Here is a 16,746-nt window from a genome sequence, read left to right as displayed (position 1 = left end):
AGAGAAAAGATATGGAAACAGATACACAAATAAATGAAGTGGACGCCAAAAGAAGCGAAGCACTGAAAGCGTCGTATCAGGGTATAAAAGAAAACCTGGAGCAAGGAATTCTGCCGTTCTGGATCAAAAACGGCATCGATCATCAATACGGCGGCTATCTGCTGGATTTTGACCAGGACGGGAATCCCCTGGGAGACAGGGAAAAAATGCTGGTTACACAGACCAGGATGATCTGGGGATTTTCCATCCTGGCCAGGGAATATCAGAGTAAGGAATACCTTGCCTGCGCTGCCCAGGGGGTGAAATTCCTGATTCAACACTTCTGGGATCAGACTTACGGCGGCTGGTACTGGACCACTGAACTAGACGGAACAAAGATCGACGGAGGCAAAGTGATCTATGGACAGACCTTTGCCATCTACACACTTAGCGAATACGCGCTGGCGCTCCGGGAGCTGAGTGCTCCGAAAGAAGAACAGGAAGAGGCATTGGACTATGCGTCCAAAACATTTGACCTGCTTCAGAAATATGCGGCCGATACCCTGAACGGCGGTTATTATGAAAACCTGGAACCGGACTGGAGCAAGGCGCCTTACGGTGCCGGAGCGGGTGACATCAAGTCCCTGAACATCCATATGCATATGCTGGAAGCCTATACGACACTCTATGAATGCAGCGGTCTGGAAATTCACAGACGAAAACTGCAGGAGGTGATCGACCTGGTCTTACAGAAGATGGTTGATCTAAACATCGGCTGCGGTTTTGACCAGTTCGGGCCCGAGCTGGTTAGACGTCCGGCGGTCAGTATCCCCAGGACCTGGACCCAGGACCGGGAAGCGGATTCCGAGATCGCGGATGCGGTGGACACCACCTTCTATGGGCATAATATCGAACTGGTATGGCTCTTAAACCGGGCAAATGACGTACTTGGCAACCCCTATCACACATATGATTACGTCGGCAAATTACTGTTAGAGCATTCTTTGAAGTATGGTTTCGATTATGAATACGGCGGCGTATATTACGCGGGACCTTATGTGGGAGAGGCGACCAAGCTTGAGAAGGAATGGTGGGAAAACTGCGAAGCCCTGGTCGGATATCTGGATGGTTACGAACATCTGAAGGAAGAGAAATATCTGGATGCCTTTTTAAAGACCTGGGGGTTCTGCAGCCGTTATTTCATCAACCATCAGGCCGGCGAGTGGTATCAGCTGGTATCCCGAAACGGTGAGGTGCTGGTGGGCTGCATCGGCAACGCCTGGAAAGGAATCTACCATACCGGAAGGGCCATGCTGGAATGTAAGAGAAGACTGGAAAAGATTCTAAATCTGTGTTAATCATGAAAACTGAAGCCGGCCGGTACAAAGTGAGGAACTTTGTGCCGGCCGCTCCTGTATTGCGAGTTTTAAGATGTGACGCCCATACTTCAAAATCCCCCATAATAACCCTGAATCAGCCCGGAAAAAAGTATTGATAAGAGAAGCGGAAAGGCGTATGCTGAGAATAAATAATCAGGAGTTTCATTTGGTTCGGGGAAGGGGAAAAGCGACAGTGAGAAAGTCTTTATATAAGGGGCGGTGGCTGTTGGCTGCTTTAGTCATACTGGCGCTGTGCTATACGAATGACAAAATGACGGCCAGGGCCGGCCAGCAGGAACAGGCCGCCGGGGCGGCCTATTCGGAAGCAGCGCAAAAGTCTGAACCGGTGCGGGTTGGTTTTTTTGCGTTTGAGGGTTACCATATGATTGACGGCCAGGGGAAACGCAGCGGTTATGGATATGACTACCTCCAATATCTGGCCCGCTATACGGATTTTTCCTATGAATATGTTGGTTATGACAAGGGCTGGAATGAAATGCAGGATATGCTGGAGGCTGGTGAGATCGATCTGCTGACTTCTGCCAGGAAGACCCCGGAACGTCTCGAGCGGTTTGATTTTTCCGACCAGCCGATCGGGAGCAGCGCGGCTATCCTGACTGTGAAAGCGGGGAATAATCGTTATATGGTGGACGATTATTCGCAGCTGGATGGGATACGTGTCGGCCTGATGGAAGGGAACAGCAGGAATGAGAACCTGCGTCAATTCGCGCAGGAGAATGATTTCACCTATGTGCCTGTCTATTATAAAAACAGCGGGATGCTCGCAGATGCACTTCAACAGGGGTATGAGATCGATGTCGCGTTGACCAGTAACCTGAGAAAGATCGAGAATGAATGGGTCATTGCCACGTTTGATGACACACCGTATTATATTATGGTCCAGAAGGGTAATCAAAAATTGCTGGATCAGGTGAACTACGCCATCGGGAAACTCAAAGCAGAACATCAGGATCTGGAATCGATCCTGAATGACCGGTATTACACGGTAGACAGCGGAGATGAGATCTCGTTCACAGCGGAAGAACGCAGCTATATTAAGTCTGTGCAGGAGAGCGGCCGGAAAGTAAAAGTAACGATCAATTCGGGGAGGGAGCCGGTTTCTTATTTTGTTGACGGGGAGGCCAGGGGGATTCTTCCGGAGATCGCAAGAGAAGTAATGAGCAGGACCGGGCTTCCCTATGAATTCGTGGAGACGCCTCCCACAGTAGATGCAAGGGAACTGCTGGCCCGGGGAGAAGCGGATGTCCGGTTTGATGGGACGTCCGACTTTAATGATGCGGAGAGCCGGGGGCTGCGTGTGACGGATCCGTATCTGGAACTTCCGCTTTCTATTGTTACATTAAAAAATTTTGCCGGACATCCGAAGTCTGTGGCTGTAATGCGCAATTCCGACGTGGTGGAAGAATATGCGGCGCAGCTGTTCGGTGATTCCGCGATTGCCCGCTACGAAACGACCCAGGATTGTCTGAATGCAGTATTGAGCGGCAGGCAGGATGCGGCCTTTTTTCAGACCTATATAGCCCAGCGGCTTGTGAATGCTGATATCCAAAGCCGGTTCAAGGAACAGCTGGTGCCGGGGTATGGGCTTAGTTTTGCGGTTTCCGTCAGCAAGGATAACGCCTTGCTCTTTTCTGTCATGGATAAAGCCGTACTCAGCATGAGCGCGGATGAGATTAACCGGATTGTATTGGAACAGACATCGGAATTTACCACCGATATGTCGTTGATGGGCTTCCTGTATGCGCACCCGGTCCTCTTTATTGTGCTGCTGGGTACCGCGGCCTGCTTTGCCATCATTTTGATCCTTTATATATACAGGCAGAAGAATCTTAAACTGGAGCGGGAAAAAGCGCGGGAGCTGGAACGGTTTATTTCCTATGTCTGCAGGGCGAACGACAAAGTGATCGAGATCGAATCCAACGGGAAGAGATGCTGGTACTATCAGGTGGACGATGGAAGAGTCATATGCCGGGAGAAGATTCTGGAGGAAGGAAGCCTGGAGATATATGGCCTGCATCCGGAGGAGCAGGAAAGCGTGGATAAATTGGTTCAAAAGGAGACTATGGGACGCCTGGCAGAAAATGGGGAAGAGGTCTATTTTGAGTGCCGGGTCAGGCAGAATCCGAATGCACCATACCAGTGGTTTTCCTACACGCTTCAGGGGGTACCGCAGGATGAACAGACTTGCGCAAGCTTGATGGTTTTTATTAAAAACATTGACCGGGCAAAGAGGGAAGAACAGGAGAAACGTCAGGCTCTTAAGGATGCCCTGGCGGCTGCTCAGCAGGGCAGCGAAGCCCGGGGAACTTTTATGTCGCGTATGTCCCATGAGATTCGGACACCGCTCAACGCCATCCTGGGATACTTGACGATTGCTGTATCCAATCTGCAGAATCCGGATAAAACGAAGGATTGCTTGGACAAATCTGAATTTGCGGCCCGGCAGCTTCTGAATATCGTCAACGATGTGCTGGATATCTCGGCTATTGAGAGCGGTAAAATGAAAATTGCCAGCGAAGTATTTAATATACGGGAACTTTTGTCGGGAATCACTTCAATTTTTCATACGCAGGCTTCCAAAAAAGGGGTAAATTTCCGGGTGCGTCTCAGTGATTTGACGGAGGAAGAGCTGGTGGGAGACCAATTTCGATTAAACCAGATTCTCATGAATATTCTGTCAAACGCGGTGAAGTTCACCCCTGAGGGAGGTCAGGTGACGCTTTCCATTCTACAGCAATCGGCGGATGACCAAAAGGTGTATCTTCAGTTCCGGATAAAGGATAGCGGGATCGGTATGCCGAAAGGGTATGAGTCATGGCTGTTTAAACCGTTTGAACAACAGAATGCCTCTACGGCGCAGAAATTCGGAGGTACCGGTCTGGGATTGTCCATTACAAAAAATCTGATCTCCATGATGAATGGAACTGTCGATGTAAAATCGGAGGAAGGGCAGGGGTCCCTGTTTACGGTGAATCTTTCTTTTGGCATTCCTGGAATTCGGCAGAATATAGAGAAGGTCTATGATTTTTCATGTCTTCATGTTTTGGTCCTGTTTGATGAGAACGGTGATTACCAGTACCTGGAGACACTGCTTGACAGGCTCGATATTTCGTATGATATGGCTCTGAAAACAGAAGACGCGTTGAAAAAGATCGCTTGTAACCAAGAGAAGGGCGGATGTTACGATCTGTGCCTTATTGATTGGGATAACCCTAAGATTCAGGGGCAGAAAGCGGCTGAACAGATACTGGAAGCAGCAGCTCCAGGGAAACCCGCGCTGATCGCAGTCGCCTATGTGGGCTGCGGGGCGCAGGAGGCTGCAGGGCTGATCGATGACACGATACTAAAGCCGGTGTTCCAGTCTTCTCTGTTTGATGTGCTCTCCAATGTATGCCGGCGCTATACGCTGGAACGAACGAAAGTGGAAGAGAAAACGGACTACGGACTCAAAGGCCGAAGGATCCTGCTGGCGGAGGATAATGAACTGAACATGGAGATCGCCAGAGAGATACTGACCGGGTATGGACTTGAGATTGACGGTGCCGTGAATGGCCAGGAAGTGGTAGAACGGTTTGAATCGTCGGAAGAAGGGACCTATCAGGCTATTCTGATGGATATCCAGATGCCGGTGTTAAACGGTTATGCCGCCGCGCAGATCATCCGCGCCGGCACACATCCCCAGGCTGCGGCCATCCCTATTATTGCCCTGACGGCGGATGCTTTTACGGAGGATATTAACCGGGCACTGGCCGCGGGGATGAATGGACACGTGTCGAAACCGATTGACTTCTCTCGTTTGTGCGAGACCCTGGCGGAATGGCTGCTGTGAAGTATGTTCATAGAAGATGTCAGGATGTACTTGTACTTGCGATGCGAAATTTATGATAGTATAATATACGAAGATGCGGCATTTGTCCGAAGCACCGATGTCCGTAAGAATAAGTGGCTGAATAAAGGAGGTGAAGCGTTTGTTTGCCAGTCAACGTATTAATTTGATCAAACAGATACTGCTGGACGAGAAACAGGTAAATATTACGAGCCTGGCATTAAGGTTAAATGTGAGTGATGTAACGGTTAGAAAAGACCTGGATGTATTAGAAAAAGAAGGCTTTTTGAAAAAAGTGCACGGCGGGGCAATTCTAACCGAAGAGGAGCATCAGAACCCGGTTGAATTTGTCAGTAACGTAAGCTCCTATGCAGAAAAAAAGAATATAGCCGGCCTGGCCGCCAATTTGCTGCAGGATTCCACGAGTCTGTTTCTCGGGCAGGGGACAACCTGTAAAATCTTCGCCTCAGATATCAGCAGGCATAAGAATATGACGGTAGTAACAAATAATATAGATGCAGTGACTATCTTGATGAATAAAGTGAATTCGGTACAGATACTGGGAGGAGACGTACAGGAAACCAATGGAACAGCCTTCTCGACAGGGCCCAAGACCTGTGCGGATCTGGAGAATATGTTCATTAACCAGGCCTTTATCAGTGTGGACTGTGTGGATATCCGGGCGGGAATTACCACCAATAATCTGTATGTTCATGAAATCACCAGAAAGATCATGGAGATATCCAGGAATGTAATCCTTTTGGCAGATAAAACAAAATTCGACCATCAGGCGCTGCACCAGATCGCACCGTTGGATGGTCTTACCGCGGTGGTCACTAATGAAGGGATTCCTCAAGAATATAAAGACTATTTTTTTAAAAAGGATATTAAGCTGTTAACCGCGTACGGTGATTAAAAGAGTGGGGTTGGGTATGGAAAAAGAATGGATCTGTATTGAGAACATTTGCAAATCTTTCCATAAAAATCTGGTTCTCGACCATATTCATGCTAGTTTTTATCATGGGGAGATCTGCTCTATTTTAGGTGAAAATGGCTCGGGAAAGTCCACGCTTATGAAAATATTGGCCGGAATTTATCAGCCGGACGAAGGTCGGATTTTTATCCATGGGGAAGAGAAAAAAATAGAAACACCCCGCAGCGCGATGAAACTTGGAATCAGTATGATCATGCAGGAGCCAGCGCTGGCTCCGTCTTTAAGTGTTGAGCATAATATATTTTTGGGAAATGAGCTTTGTCACGGACATACACCTTTCGTCAACCGTTATGTGCAGCAGGAAAAAATCGAGGACGTCTTTCAGATGCTGGAGGTTCATTTGGATCTGTCTGTCCGTGTAGATACTCTTACGCTGCTTCAAAAACGGATGATAGAGTTGGCCAGGGCGATTGTTTTTGAATCCCAAATGATTATTATGGATGAGATCACAGCATCGTTTTCCTCCGCTGATGTCCAAAAAATATTTTCAATTATTCGAAAACTCAAACAAATGGGTATTACAACCGTATTTATCTCCCATAAGCTTGACGAGGTCAGGGAGATTTCGGAGAGAGTTTTAATATTAAGAGACGGTAAATTAAGAGCTCAGTACCATGGACTGGAAGGAGAAAATATTCCGCAAGTGATTAAGGAAATGGCAGGGATCGACTACCGGAACCGTTATCCGAAGGCCAGAGGTTCCTGCCCCGGCCGCATATTGCTTCGGGCAGAAGGGATAAGTAATGAACATAATACAGTAAAGGACGTCAGCCTTTCCGTAAGGTCCGGAGAAATTGTCGGGCTCGCAGGGCTTCAGGGAGCTGGAAAAACCAGTCTGGCCCGTCTTCTGAACGGTTCGGACGCGGTTAAAAGCGGGAAGGTGTATCTGGAAGAGCAGCCGGTTGTATGTAAGCGGCCCAGTGACGCTGTAAAAAAAGGTGTCATATTTATGAGCGGGATTTCGGATGAGAATCTCTTTCAGGAATTAAATACTTTTTTTAATGTTACGATAATGAATCTGAAACGAGTACAATCCAGAACACGTTTTCTGCATAAGGATAAAATTGTGAGAAACACATATCAATATATCAACCGGATGCACATTCAGAATGTGGATCCCAATATACCGGTTAAATACTTAAGCGGGGGTTCAAAGCAGAAAATTGCCTTTTCCAAACTGCATTTTTCTAGGAAACAGATGTTGATTTTGGATGATCCGTCAGTAGGATTGGATATCGCGTCTAAAGTCGAGTTGTATAATATGATGAATGCGTTTGCGTTGCAGGGACATGGGATATTGTTTATATCGTCGGATCTGCGGGAATTGATCGGAATGTGTGATCGGATCTATGTGATCTATGATGGGAAGATTCAGGCAGAGCTAAATGGAGAGGAAGCGACAAGTTTAAAGATACTTATGTATGCAAGCGGCAGTGATGGCAAAGCCTGTTTTTAAGAAAGTGCGGGGACAGCTGCGGTTCATGTGCCGGCTTCCGTTTTTGGAATAAGTTATGGAAAAGAAGCTTTAATCAGGCTTCTTTTTTAGTGCCCAAAATGGGAATAGAACATGGCCCTTTCTATAAAATGCACAAAAGGCCAGAAGGAAATATGAATGAGTGCTGACATATATGGGGGGAATGTGGCGAAAAGGAAAAATAAAAATGAAATATCCACAAATAATAATAAATTAAAATAAAAATATTGAATAAAAAATAAAATTATGATAGTATAAAAAAGTAAACAGAAAAAAAACTAAAAATTAAAAAGAAAAACGAACAGGAGGGAATTATGAGGAAAGAGTATTTTGTGGATTTGACACAGCGTCTGCTGCCGGGGAGGGAGGCGAATTTTGAATTCCAGGCAAGATCCAGCGACGCGACAGAGTTTATGCCGCAATTACAGCATGATGATGATGTGTGGTATATTATCAGCCGTCTTGATATGTGCACACATAATGGGACACATGTGGAGGTTCCCTATCATCATCTGAAGGATGGATTGGATGTGGCGCAGTTCCCGGTAAACCAGATGTGCGGGAATATGGTTTTGATAGATATTTCCGATAAAGAACCTTTTACAGAAGTAACCCTGGACGAGATGATGAAATATGATGAGCAGATTGAAGCAGGTGATATCATATTTTTCAAAACCGGCAGGGATCAACTGTTTCGGGATCCGGAACATTGGTGCGATTATCAGTATCTGTCCATTGATGTAATTAACTGGATCATCCAAAAAGGGGTCATCTGCATCGGTACTGACGCGGCTGGGATCGAGGATATCGGTGCGAAGAACCAGCCGGGGCACTGTACATTATTCCGGGCCAATATCCCACTGGTGGAATCCCTGACAAATCTGGAGAAAGTGGAAAGTAATCAGTATATCGTATTTGTGCTTCCGCTGCCGATCGAAGGCATCGAAGCGAGTCCGGTCAGGGTAATAGCGATTAGAAAAGAAGGATTAGCGGAAGAAGCGGCACGTAAGGCGATATCGAAGTGATGAAATAGTTAAGGCTAAGAGTTTCACAGACGGAACTATTCTTAAAATGGTACATATCAAGTTCGTTTCAAAGGGGGATTTTAAATGAAAAAGTTTTGGCTTACTTTTATGGCTGTATGTTTGTCGGGAACATTATTGGCGGGATGTTCGTCGGAAACGTCCGGGTCGAACGGAACGGATGCCTCCAAAGATTCTGCACCTGCGACGACACAACAAGAGCCTGCAGGGGATTCAACATCGGATGGGGAGAAATCAAAGGATGTGGCTTCGGATACCAAAGAAAAACGCACCATAGGCTGTGTGATTATTTCCGGAACGAATCCGCACTGCCAGATCTTTGAAGAAGGTTTCCGTTCCGTAGTCGAGGAGAATGGAGATGAAGCGGTGGTACTGGACGCGGATTATGATCCGGGAAAACTGATGTCCTGTTTAAGCGATCTGATAGCACAGAATGTAGACGGGATCGTGGTGGAATCCTGCGATAATCAGGCGCCTATCCAGTCCATAAAAGAAGCGGCGGATAAAGGCATAGTAGTGGCGGCCGCGGATATGCTTCTGGATGTGGGAGAGGAAGAGAACATTCTGGTATCCCAGACGGTATCGGATAATTATGACGGCGGTTATCAGTGCGGGCTTGATTTTGCCAAACGCGCCAATGGCGAGGAGAAGAATTATTTAATCATGGATTTTGAGACCAATACGGCTGCTGTTGAACGGGTGCAGGGTTTCCAGGATGCGATCGCGGATCAGTCTAACCTGCATCTGCTGGAAGTGAATCAGCCGAATCCCGAAACCCTGGAAGCCAAGCTGGCGCTGATGGACACCTGGATTCAAAAATACGATAAGATAGACTGTGTGTTTGCCTATCATGACCCGGCGGCAATGGCATGTGTGCAGGCGCTGGAAGCGGCCGGTAAGCTTCAGGGTACGCTTGTCTACGGTGTGGACGGAAATATCGACGCGATCCAGGCGATCAGTGAGGGGAAAATGACTGCGACTGCCAAACAACAGCCGGATCAGTTGGCCATACTATCCACAAAAAATATGTACCGCGTATTAAATGGGGAAGAGATAGACGGTGGCTGGCTGACCAAGGTGCCGATCATCTTTATCGATGAGACAAACGCAAAAGAGTTCCTGGGCGAATAGAATACACATTCGTGTGACGATTCGAAAAGACCAGTGAAACGTCCTGCCGCAGAGAAATCAAAAACGGCAGGACGTTTCCCGATGAAACAGGGCAATAGGGGGACAACATATGAGCAGCGTATTTTTAAAGATGACAGGGATTCATAAGTCCTTTGGCGGAGTACCGGCACTGGAAGGTGTGGATTTCGAGTTATATCCCGGAGAAGTCCATGCGTTGCTGGGAGAAAACGGCGCGGGGAAATCCACATTAATGAAGTGCCTGGCGGGTATTTATACGGTAGATAGCGGAAAAATTGTATTTGAAGACCAGGAAATTAAAATACATAGCGTGCAGGATTCGATCCGCCTGGGGATCAGCTTTATCCATCAGGAGTTGGCGCTGGCGGAGCAGCTTACTGTGGCTGAAAATATATTTATGGGATGTGAGCCGGTCAAAAAAACCGGACTTCTGGACAGCAGAAAAATGCATGAGATGGCAGACAAGCTGTTGAAACAGGTAGACGCAGGATTCAGTACCTATGTAAAAGCACGCGAGCTGGGAACGGCACAGAAACAGCTGGTGGAAATTGCCAAGGCGTTGCGAATCCATTCCAATATTATCGTCATGGATGAACCGACGGCAGCTTTATCACAAAGGGAAGTCGAGAGTCTGTTCCGATTGATTCGGAATCTGAAGAGGCAGAGGATCGCAGTCATCTATATATCTCACCGGATGGAGGAGATTTCCGAGATCTGTGACCGGATTACGGTCCTGCGTGATGGGAAAAACGTGGATACGATGAACGCTGTGGCCATTGATCAGGACAGACTGATCCAGAAAATGGTCGGGCATAAGCTGATCGACTACTATGTAAAAACGGAGCATCCACAAGGGGATATCGTGTTGAAGGTCGAACATTTGACCAGAAAAGACCGCCGTGTTGAAGATGTGAGCTTTTATTTGAAAAAAGGGGAAATCCTGGGTTTCTCTGGCATTGTCGGGGCGGGGAGAACGGAGTTGATGCAGGTCCTGTTCGGAATCGCACCGTTTGGAGAGGGGAAGATAGAAATTGACGGGAGACAGATCAGAATTTCTGCTCCGAAAGATGCCATGGCGTCTGGAATTGGACTGGTGCCAGAGGATAGAAAGTTACAGGGGCTGATTTTGCGCCACTCCGTTTCGTTTAACATCACTTTGGGGATATTGAGAAAATTTATTCATTTTCCGTTTGTGAATCTGGAACTGGAACAGGAACTTGCAGAAAAATACATACACACATTGGATATCAAGGCCGATTCCGGGAAGCAGCATGTGATCAATTTGTCCGGTGGCAACCAGCAAAAAGTGGTTTTGTCCAAATGGCTGGCGATATCTCCGAGTATCCTGATTCTGGATGAACCTACCCGGGGAATCGATGTGGGAGCTAAGGCTGAGATCTACGCCCTTATGGATCAGCTCGTAAAAAATGGAGTCAGTATCATCATGGTATCATCAGAAATGCCGGAGGTTATAAATATGTGCGATCGGGTTTACGTGATGAGAGCGGGGAGAATTGTGGCATGCATGGAACAAAAGGAACTGGATCAGGAAGAATTACTGCGCTGCGCATTGGGGGTGAAAAAGGATGAAGAATAAAAATAATCGCTTTTACAGATATAAAATCAATGTTATGAGCGCGTTGAAGATAAATGCGGGCATCCTGCTGGCGTTTGTCTGCCTCTTTGTACTAGCTTGCGTGTTATCTACCAAATTTTTAAGCTTTGATAATCAGATGAATGTTTTGAGGACGATTACCACCAATGCGCTGTGTGCATTTGGTATGACTTTTGTGATTCTAACCGGAGGAATTGACCTGTCGGTAGGGTCCTTTATGTCATTGGCCGGTTGCCTGACAACTGTGCTGGTAGCCTGGTTCCAAGTCCTGGCTGTCTTAGCGGTGCTGTTGTCCCTTTCCGCCGGAACCCTGTTTGGAGCGATGAATGGATTTATCATTACGAAGATGAAAATGCCGCCGTTTATCGTTACATTGGCTACAATGAATATTATCCGCGGTATTTCGTACATCATTACCGGAGGACGGCCGGTTTTGATTTCGGATGAACTGTTCCAGAAAATCGGGGGTGGCTTTATCGGCAAGATCCCCATATCGGCGGTATATATGATCATTGCGTTTTTGATCATGTGGGTATTGTTAAACAAAACGAAATTTGGCCGCCATGTTTATGCGACAGGTGATAATCTGACGGCGGCAGAATACTCTGGGATAAATACGGACCGGACGATATTCTGTGTGTATATCCTGTCCGGACTGCTGTCCGCGTTCGCTGGTATAATCCTGAGCTCGCGTCTGAATTCCGGACAACCGATTATCGGGCAGGGAGCGGAACTGGATGCGATCGCCTCGTGCATCGTCGGCGGAATCAGTGTAACCGGAGGTTCCGGAACCCTGTTCGGGACACTGGTCGGCTGTATGATCATGGGAACGATCAGCAACCTTTTAAATCTGGTGGGAGTGGATTCCTTTGTACAACTGGTGGTTAAGGGGATTATCATCATCGCTGCTGTTTACGTGGATACCATGAGAAAACAGAAAATATAAACATTGGTTACTAATGCCAGATGGGAGGGGACAGGCCCCTTTCTCTACGCAGCTGCTCGAAGTTTTAGCTTTACTGCCGAAAGGTGCCAGTCCCCTCTCGTTGGCTGTGTATAGTATCAAGGCTTGGCAGAACAGAGGTACTACCCCTGAATAAGACCAATCGCCTGTTTCCATTTCAATATACGCAGCACGGACGCATCTATCTGGGCCTCCGGAATCACGCCTTCTTCGACTGCACGGACTACCGCAGGGATCTGCTGCTGAAAATCAGTGCAGCACAGGATGTCGTTCCCGGCTAACACGGCTGTCACAGCCGCCTCATCATCGCCGGTATAGTCCTTGATTGCGTCCATATACAGATCATCGGTCATGATTACGCCGTCAAAATTCAGTTCATCACGCAGGATTTGGTGCATTTTCAAAGACAGGGAAGCCGGATACTCAGAATCGATCGCTTCCACGATATTGTGGGAAACCAAAACAGCGTTGGCTCCTGCCCCGATGCCTGCTTCGAACGGCTTCCAGTCACTGTCGGCAAACGTATCATAACTGCGTTTGTCATGCGCGATCCCAGTGTGGGTGTCTGCGTTATCCCCGTATCCGGGAAAGTGCTTCAAAACAGAACCGATCTGTTCTTCGGCCATGGTTTTCACGACATCCTGTACATATTCAGACGTTTCCTCTGCTTCTTTCCCAAAGGTTCTGCCATATATGAAATCTTTCGGGTTCGTGGAGATATCGCATACAGGCGCCATATTTACATTGATACCAAGTGATTTTAACAGACCGGACTTCTCGCGGGTGTCCCGGATAATCTGGTCGAACCCTCCGCTTTTATATAGTTCCTGCGGGGATAGGAACGGTTCCTCCCTGAACGCTGAGTTACTGCTCAGACGGTTCACTGATCCGCCTTCCTCATCCACGGCAATGAAAAGATGAATATCGGAAAGATCCTGGTAACTTTCTACGGTTTCCATCAGCTGCTGGCGGTTTTTTCCTTTAAAATCGCGGGAAAATAAAAGATACCCACCTAAATGATAGTCAGTAATGCTGTCAAGCTGGTCTTTTTCCGGGCAGCGGACCAGAAACATCTGCCCGACCTTCTCCTCGATTGACATGTCATGGACCATATTTTCCAGTTGGCTTTTGTTTGTAGAGTCCGATTCTGGAACATCTGTCTCAGGAGAGTCTGTTTCAGGAACTTTTGTTTCGATTGGTGAAGAGGCTTCTGGCTTCGGGTTATGAGTGCTCATGCATCCGGTTAATATGGTACATCCGACAAGAAGAACCAATATCGGAAGGCCGAAAGATAAGAGTTTCATGTTTTGTACCTCCTTTGCGGCTCTGAAAAACGATATCTTGCCGCATGATTTGTATTTTATTATAGCTAAGTGAGCTGTCCAATCCATTGCAAGCCAAAAGCTTTCCGCTTTTACGACACTTGTGCGAACCCGCAGCCGGCTTCTTCATTTCAATTTTCTATACTGATAGTATAGTACAAAATTCTACTTTTTGCGACCTTAACGCTCACTCCCTTGACGCTCCCTCCCAAAAACCAGTAAAACGGCGGCGCATGAAAGAACACAACAGCAGCCGGGCTGCATAGGCCCGACTGCTGTTGCAGTAAGTCTTTTAAGTTACTTTTCTTTTCGTAATTATCTTTTTCTTTATTGCCTTTTACACCATTGCCTCTTCATTTGTAATGGTTTCTATCCCAATGAAATCGCGCGCATTGGGCAAAATTTAACACATTTTCCTCCTGAAACATCATCATCCCCCGGCCGTAAAAGCCCCGACGGCCGTGGACTCCCTGAGGATCAGTTCCGTATTGAGCAGCATATGCTTTACCTCGGATTCCGGATTCCGGATTTTCTCGCAGAGCAGTTCGCAGGCCAGGAAGCCCAGCTGGAATTTGGGCTGGTTCACCGTAGTGATGGACGGTGTGGTAAGATGAGAGATGTCCGTGTTATCGAAGCCGATGACCAGAATATCCTCCGGAACCTTAAGCCTGCAATAATGAGCGGCCCGAATAGCTGCTGCGGCCAGCACGTCGGACACCGCGAAGAAGCAGTCCGGCGCATCCGGCATGGACAGAAGCTTTACGACCGAGGAGAACGCCATATCCGGACTCAGATCTGGCAGTTGGATGACCCACTGTGGCTGAACTTCAATGCCGGCGGTTTCCATGGCTTTATAGTAAGCCTGAAGCCTGTTCTGGGAGAATTTGTAGCTGAGAGGCCCGTTGATAAACCCGATCCTCTTTCTACCTGTGGACAGGAAATAATCCATCGCGCGCTGGGTGGAGGTGAAATCGTTGATCCCAACCGAGGAGGCGAATTCGTTCTGCGTGTACTCACAGCACTGCACCACCGGGATTTGTTCGGTAATACGGGCTAAGAGTTCTTCTGAGATCAGGTTTAAGAGGATGACGCCCTGGGCTTTTACATAATCCACTAATTCCAAAAATGTGTCTATGCTGGATTCCTTGATATGCCCGGAGTAGAGCAGGAAATCAAATTGGTGATTCAAAGCTGAAGACTGAATTCCATTGATGATTTCCGTATAAAATGGATTGGATATGGAAGGAATGTTAATGATGAGCAGACGCTTTTCCACAGCCTTTTTGCGGATGTTCCTATTAGTATAGGAGACAACCGGCACCCGGGCAGGAGAGATGTCCTCGGCGGCTTCCTGCTTGTAATCCAGAGCGGTGGCAGCTTCCATGATGCTCTGGTACGTTTTTGGATTGACGATACCCTTATGATTAAAGGCACGTGAGACGGTTGCTGTGGAAACCCCGGCACGGGCGGCAACCTCACGAACAGTTATTTTCATTTTTTGTTTTTCCATTTAACCTCTCCCCGCTTGAATTATGTATTTACATAATATTTTCATGAAATAATTGTAACACATGAATTAGGAAAAGTATAGACTCATTTTGAAAAAAATGAAAAAATTAAAATGTGTTACATTGTAAAAGTGCATAAAATGACAAAAAATAATTGGATAAAATGACAAAAATGCGTTGTTTTCACAAAAAACGCTGGAAATACTGTTGACTTTACATGAAATGAATGGTATAAATATTTCAGAAACTAAAAATTATTTCATGAAAATGAGTGAAAAAGTTTCAAAAAATGGGAAAGAAGGTAATCAAATGAAAAAACTTACGGCACTACTTCTCGTGGGCGTTATGGCCCTCAGCCTTGTCGGATGCGGCGATTCTTCCACTCCGAAAACCACCGATTCAACGGGTGACACAAAAACAGAAACCGGCGGTGACGCAGGAGAAGCTACACCGGCCAAAGAGGAATCCGGGGAAGCCTCCGGAAAACAGACGATTAATATTGCGTGGTGCGACGATACACTGGATGCCACCCGGTCTCTGATGCTGGAGGCCTGTAAGAAAAGAGTGGAGGAAATCAACGCAGAGCGGGATGACATCGAAGTAGTATTGAATTATTACGACGCACAGGCCAGCGTTGACCAGCAGATTTCTAATGTAGAAACAGCTGCTCTTACCAAACCGGATGTATTCGTATTCTCCTGTGTGGACTCAGAAGGAAGCCTTCCCTGTTTACAGACCATGAAAGACACCGGCGCTTCTATTATTGATATTCGTGATATGGGCTCAGACCTGGTAGACGTGGTATTCTACGGATCTGACGAGGAAACATATAAAGCGGCAGTTCAGGACTGGATCAGAAATTATCTGGATGAGAACCCGGATGTGAATCTGAAATGCGGATTGATCTACGGAAAAGCTTCCCAGACGCTGCAGCTGATCCGCTGTGATCTGATGAAAGAACTTGCAGAAGAAATGCCGGAGCGCATCGAGATCGTAGCCGAAGGTTATGGAGACTGGGATACCCAGAAAGCCATGGGCATCATGGAAGACTGGATCCAGGCTTATCCGGAAATCAACTTCGTATGCGCGGCCAATGATATTATGGCTCTTGGCGCTTCCAACGCGCTGGTATCCGCCGGCATCAAGGACAAAGTCGTTCTGACCGGAATCGACCTGGACAGCGGCCCGGAACTGATCAAAGCAGGAAAACAGGATCTGGATGTAGGTGCTTCCATCACGGATAACGATCAGATCATGGATATCGCAGTAAAACTGGCAACTGACACCTGGGACGGCGGCAATACATATACCCTGGATGCGGTTATGAGAGTGGACGCTTCCAACATCGATGCATACCTGGCCGGCGATTATGCAGCCTGCTCCTTTGCGATCGAGAAATAACAGGATTCAACGATCGTACTGTCCTGTTGAATAAAAATTATAACGGAAGCCCGGACATAGCGAGATTCCGG

At 47.2% G+C, this 16,746-nt stretch carries 11 protein-coding genes; 9 read left to right on the top strand and 2 right to left on the bottom strand.

The genetic code is table 11. The features are described 5' to 3' along the window. Positions 1–11 precede the first annotated feature (11 nt). From KTH90_RS03000 to KTH90_RS02965, 8 genes are all read left to right on the top strand, one after another. A complete protein-coding gene (locus KTH90_RS03000; protein WP_158355492.1) occupies positions 12–1,337 on the top strand; it encodes an AGE family epimerase/isomerase in 1,326 nt (441 codons plus the stop codon). 214 nt (positions 1,338–1,551) lie between these two features. After that, on the top strand, positions 1,552–5,208 hold the full coding sequence (locus tag KTH90_RS02995) for a transporter substrate-binding domain-containing protein (RefSeq protein WP_238726228.1): 3,657 nt from the start codon (positions 1,552–1,554) through the stop codon (positions 5,206–5,208). A gap of 139 nt (positions 5,209–5,347) precedes the next feature. Next, a complete protein-coding gene (locus KTH90_RS02990; protein ID WP_158355490.1) occupies positions 5,348–6,121 on the top strand; it encodes a DeoR/GlpR family DNA-binding transcription regulator in 774 nt (257 codons plus the stop codon). A 16-nt stretch (positions 6,122–6,137) separates the two neighbouring features. Next, on the top strand, positions 6,138–7,655 hold the full coding sequence (locus KTH90_RS02985; RefSeq protein WP_238726227.1) for a sugar ABC transporter ATP-binding protein: 1,518 nt from the start codon (positions 6,138–6,140) through the stop codon (positions 7,653–7,655). A gap of 332 nt (positions 7,656–7,987) precedes the next feature. Beyond that, complete coding sequence (locus KTH90_RS02980; protein WP_158355487.1) at positions 7,988–8,698, top strand: cyclase family protein; 711 nt, start codon at positions 7,988–7,990, stop codon at positions 8,696–8,698. An 84-nt stretch (positions 8,699–8,782) separates the two neighbouring features. Then, entirely contained in the window at positions 8,783–9,847 is a 1,065-nt protein-coding gene (locus KTH90_RS02975; RefSeq protein WP_158355486.1) for a sugar ABC transporter substrate-binding protein, read from the top strand. A gap of 109 nt (positions 9,848–9,956) precedes the next feature. Beyond that, complete coding sequence (locus KTH90_RS02970) at positions 9,957–11,462, top strand: sugar ABC transporter ATP-binding protein (protein ID WP_158355485.1); 1,506 nt, start codon at positions 9,957–9,959, stop codon at positions 11,460–11,462. Next, positions 11,452–12,426 carry an ABC transporter permease gene (locus tag KTH90_RS02965; RefSeq protein ID WP_238726226.1) on the top strand — a complete coding sequence of 325 codons (975 nt, stop codon included), beginning with the start codon at positions 11,452–11,454 and terminating at the stop codon, positions 12,424–12,426. Before KTH90_RS02970 ends, KTH90_RS02965 begins: the two co-directional genes overlap by 11 nt. A 140-nt stretch (positions 12,427–12,566) precedes the next feature. Here the strand turns inward: KTH90_RS02965 and KTH90_RS02960 are convergent, their stop codons facing one another. Both KTH90_RS02960 and KTH90_RS02955 read right to left on the bottom strand, forming a co-directional pair. Continuing rightward, entirely contained in the window at positions 12,567–13,748 is a 1,182-nt protein-coding gene (locus tag KTH90_RS02960; protein WP_238726225.1) for a glycoside hydrolase family 3 protein, read from the bottom strand. A 448-nt stretch (positions 13,749–14,196) separates the two neighbouring features. Further along, positions 14,197–15,276, bottom strand: a complete 1,080-nt coding sequence (locus KTH90_RS02955; protein WP_158355482.1) for a LacI family DNA-binding transcriptional regulator — start codon at positions 15,274–15,276, stop codon at positions 14,197–14,199. A 307-nt stretch (positions 15,277–15,583) separates the two neighbouring features. On the opposite strand from KTH90_RS02955, the gene KTH90_RS02950 reads away from it, so the two are divergent. Further along, on the top strand, positions 15,584–16,675 hold the full coding sequence (locus tag KTH90_RS02950) for a sugar ABC transporter substrate-binding protein (RefSeq protein ID WP_238726224.1): 1,092 nt from the start codon (positions 15,584–15,586) through the stop codon (positions 16,673–16,675). Positions 16,676–16,746 lie beyond the last annotated feature (71 nt).

The sequence above is a fragment of the Diplocloster modestus genome (genome assembly GCF_019042245.1).
Taxonomy (GTDB): domain Bacteria; phylum Bacillota; class Clostridia; order Lachnospirales; family Lachnospiraceae; genus Diplocloster; species Diplocloster modestus.
Note: the sequence above shows the minus strand (reverse complement) of the source record. Positions and strands in the feature narration are given on the sequence as shown.